Raw genomic sequence first — 3,100 nt, 5'->3', positions numbered from 1 at the left:
GCCTGGTCGAGATTTCCGACTCGGTCGCCACAATCATGGAGAAGGCCTCGGCTGCCTTCCTGGGCGGCGATGTAGCCAAGGCCGACGAGGCAATTGCCCTTTCCGAGAGCAATGAGGAAAAGGCCCTTGCCCTGGACGAGCTCGTAATTAAGATTTTGGCCCGCCAGTCCCCGGTTGCTAGAGACCTCAGAATCCTAGTTTCAGCTCTTCGCATTAGCGCTTCGCTGGAGCGAATGGGGGCACTGGCTGGACACATCGCCTCCATCGCAAGATACCGCTACCCGGGCTCGGCAATTCCTGCTTCACTACGAGCAACCTTCGAAGAGATGGGCGCCCTCGATACCAAACTTGCCAACAAGGTTACCGAAATTCTTCGAAACACCGACGTTGATCAAGCTCGAGCCATTCAGGCGGAGGACGAGCGAGTCGATGAGCTACACCGTCACGTCTTTGATGTTGTTTTGGCCGACGACTGGAAAGAAAATGCCATGTTCACAGTTGACGTGACACTGGCAAGCCGATACTTCGAAAGATTTGCGGACCACGTTGTGGACATCTCCAGCAAAGTAAGCTACCTCACCACCGGTGAGTGGCACGAAGCTGAATAACTAAAGGCTTTTACTTTTTACCCTGGCTTGCAACCGCGGCTGCTCCGGCGGCTGCGGCTTCAGGGTCTAGGTATTCCCCGCCCTTTGTGAGTGGTTCGAAATTTTCATTGAGTTTATAAACCAGCGGCATACCGGTTGGAATATTTAGTTCGGCGATATCATCATCGGAGATTCCATCCAGGTGCTTTACCAATGCGCGAAGTGAATTTCCGTGAGCGGTGACTAAAACGGTTCTACCAGATTTTAGGTCAGCCTTGATTTGATCCCAGAGAGGCATCATTCGAACCAAAACATCCTTTAGGCATTCGGTTCTTGGAAGTGCGTCACCCAGATCGGCATAGCGCTCGTCGGCCGCTTGCGAGTACTGGTCAGTATCTTCAATCGGCGGTGGCGGAACATCGAAGCTTCTTCTCCAGATCTGGAATTGCTCGGGTCCGTACTCCGCTAGAGTCTGGGCTTTATCCTTACCCTGCAGGGCTCCGTAGTGTCGCTCGTTTAGACGCCAGGAGCGCTTTACCTCTATCCAGCTGCGCTTGGCTTCATCCAAGGCAATGTTGGCAGTTGAGATGGCTCTTCTTAGTAAAGAGGTATACAAAAGATCTGGCGCGAGCCCTGATTCTGCTAGGAGCTCACCGGCTCGTTTGGCCTCGGCCCTGCCCTGATCGCTCAGGTCAACATCCACCCAACCGGTAAACAGATTCTGTTGATTCCACAGACTGTTGCCGTGGCGAAGAAGAATTAGGGTGTGTTGGGTAGTCATACCAACCAGTTTATCGAGCAGGGTAGTTTTTAGTGGTGGCTTTGAAAAAACCGGTTGGTGCAATAACCCGCGGAACCACCAATCCCAACCGCCTTCGGCGAGTCGATCGATACATCACCTCGCTAACTGTCCTAAAAGACATAGACCAGCCCTTAGCCGTCGATCTTGGGTACGGTAAAACGCCGGTCACTGCGGTTGAGCTTCTTTCTAGGTTGAAAAAGAACACACCAGCGATCCGAGTTCTTGGAATCGAAATTGACCCGGCCAGGGTCAGCGAAGCCAAAGCTCTGGAGCACTCAATGCTTGCATTCGCACACGGTGGATTTGAAATTCCGATACCTCCCGAGTTCTCTAATCGAAAAGATGTCGACCTTATTCGTGCTTTGAATGTTTTACGTCAATACTCTGAATCAGAAGTCCAGACCGCTTGGGAAAAGATGCAATCGAGACTCAGTCACAGCGGATTGATTATTGAGGGAACGTCAGATGAAATAGGTCGTGTTGCGAGCTTCGTCACAATAAATAAGCACGAGCCAGTTTCATTCACCATTTCCCTTAGGCTTCAGGGTTTAGAGAGACCGAGTAAGGTCGCGGAGCGACTACCAAAAGTCCTGATTCACAAAAACACTCCCGGCACCAACATCCACCGCTATTTATCTGAACTAGATCAGCAGTGGGACAAAGCCGCCGGCTTTGCAGCCTTTGGTTCAGCACAGCGATTCATTCAGATGGCGAAGGCCATGGTCCAAAACGGCTGGCCTATAGAAAATAGGCCAAAGCGTTGGAGGCTTGGCGAGCTAAGCATCGATTACAAAGCTATTTCTTAGCTCCAAGATTTAGCCTTGGAATCTTTGGAATGTTGGCGACCGAGCCAGCGGACTGCGGAACGATTACTTCTTGGGTTGCGGCAATAACGCCGTGCTTGCCAATAACTTCGAGCTCAGCGTCCTCTGGAACCGAGCGCGAGATAACCGACAAGGCTATCGGTCCCATGTCAAAGTGCTGAGCCACCGAGGTGACCCGGCCGCGGATTTTCTCTTCGCCGGAAACCCGAATCTCATCGCCTATGTCGGGTAAGGCGTGCTCGGATCCATCCAGGTGTAAGAAGGTGAGCCGTCGTGGTGGGTGCCCAAGGTTATGAACCTTGGCGACAGATTCTTGCCCTCGGTAGCAGCCCTTCGATAGGTGAACCGCGGTAGCCAGCAAATCAAGCTCGTGGGGCAGGGTTTTATCATCAATTTCGTTAGCTGCCTTAGGTCTTCCCGCCGCAACTCTCAAACCATCGGCTGCCATGGTTCCAGCCAGGGTTTTGCCCTTGAGTATATTCTCGAGGTCTTCAACTCTAACTAAGTGCTCAAACCAAGAATGGTTTACCGCTCTTATCGAGTACCGGTGTCCACCAGTGACAACCCCCGGCCACTGGTCCTTCCAGATGAGAGGGTGTGAGTTTTCAATCGCCGCAAAACTTTCCTGAAGATTCACAGCTCCAACGGTTGCAAATTCCTTGGAGCGATTAGTTATTTCGACTTTCATTCGAAAGACCATTTTTTCTAACCAGGCAAGGAGGCTCTCGGTATTGGGTTCATCGACCATGAGCCAACTCGTCGCGCCGTCATCAATTATCTTGATTAGCTGTTCAACACGTCCCTGCGGGTCCAGCAGCAAAGCTTCCGCCGATTCCCCGGCATTCAAGTTTTTCAGGTTTTGACTAAGCAGCGAGTGTAGCCAGGTG

At 51.9% G+C, this 3,100-nt stretch carries 4 protein-coding genes; 2 read left to right on the top strand and 2 right to left on the bottom strand.

Annotated features, from left to right (window positions below; all coding sequences use genetic code 11):
- The first annotated feature begins 2 nt into the window (after nt 1-2).
- Nucleotides 3-608, top strand: a complete 606-nt coding sequence (gene phoU / locus WAO31_RS07210; RefSeq protein ID WP_509591948.1) for a phosphate signaling complex protein PhoU — start codon at nt 3-5, stop codon at nt 606-608.
- 10 nt (nt 609-618) lie between these two features.
- On the opposite strand, the gene WAO31_RS07205 is transcribed toward phoU, so the two are convergent.
- The gene (locus WAO31_RS07205; protein WP_509591946.1) at nt 619-1,368 is read right to left on the bottom strand and encodes a phosphoglyceromutase; all 750 of its coding nucleotides are present in this window, start codon (nt 1,366-1,368) and stop codon (nt 619-621) included.
- Between the two features lie 35 nt (nt 1,369-1,403).
- Here WAO31_RS07205 and WAO31_RS07200 point away from each other — a divergent pair, with 35 nt between their 5' ends.
- Entirely contained in the window at nt 1,404-2,195 is a 792-nt protein-coding gene (locus WAO31_RS07200) for a class I SAM-dependent methyltransferase (protein ID WP_509591944.1), read from the top strand.
- Here WAO31_RS07200 and ygfZ read toward each other — a convergent pair.
- Nucleotides 2,185-3,100, bottom strand: a 916-nt coding sequence (ygfZ, locus tag WAO31_RS07195) for a CAF17-like 4Fe-4S cluster assembly/insertion protein YgfZ (protein WP_509591942.1), incomplete at its 5' end; no start/stop codon positions are given. The genes WAO31_RS07200 and ygfZ overlap by 11 nt on opposite strands.

It is taken from the genome of Rhodoluna sp. (genome assembly GCF_049276775.1).
Lineage (GTDB): Bacteria > Actinomycetota > Actinomycetes > Actinomycetales > Microbacteriaceae > Rhodoluna.
This window is presented reverse-complemented; position numbering and strand designations above follow the sequence as displayed.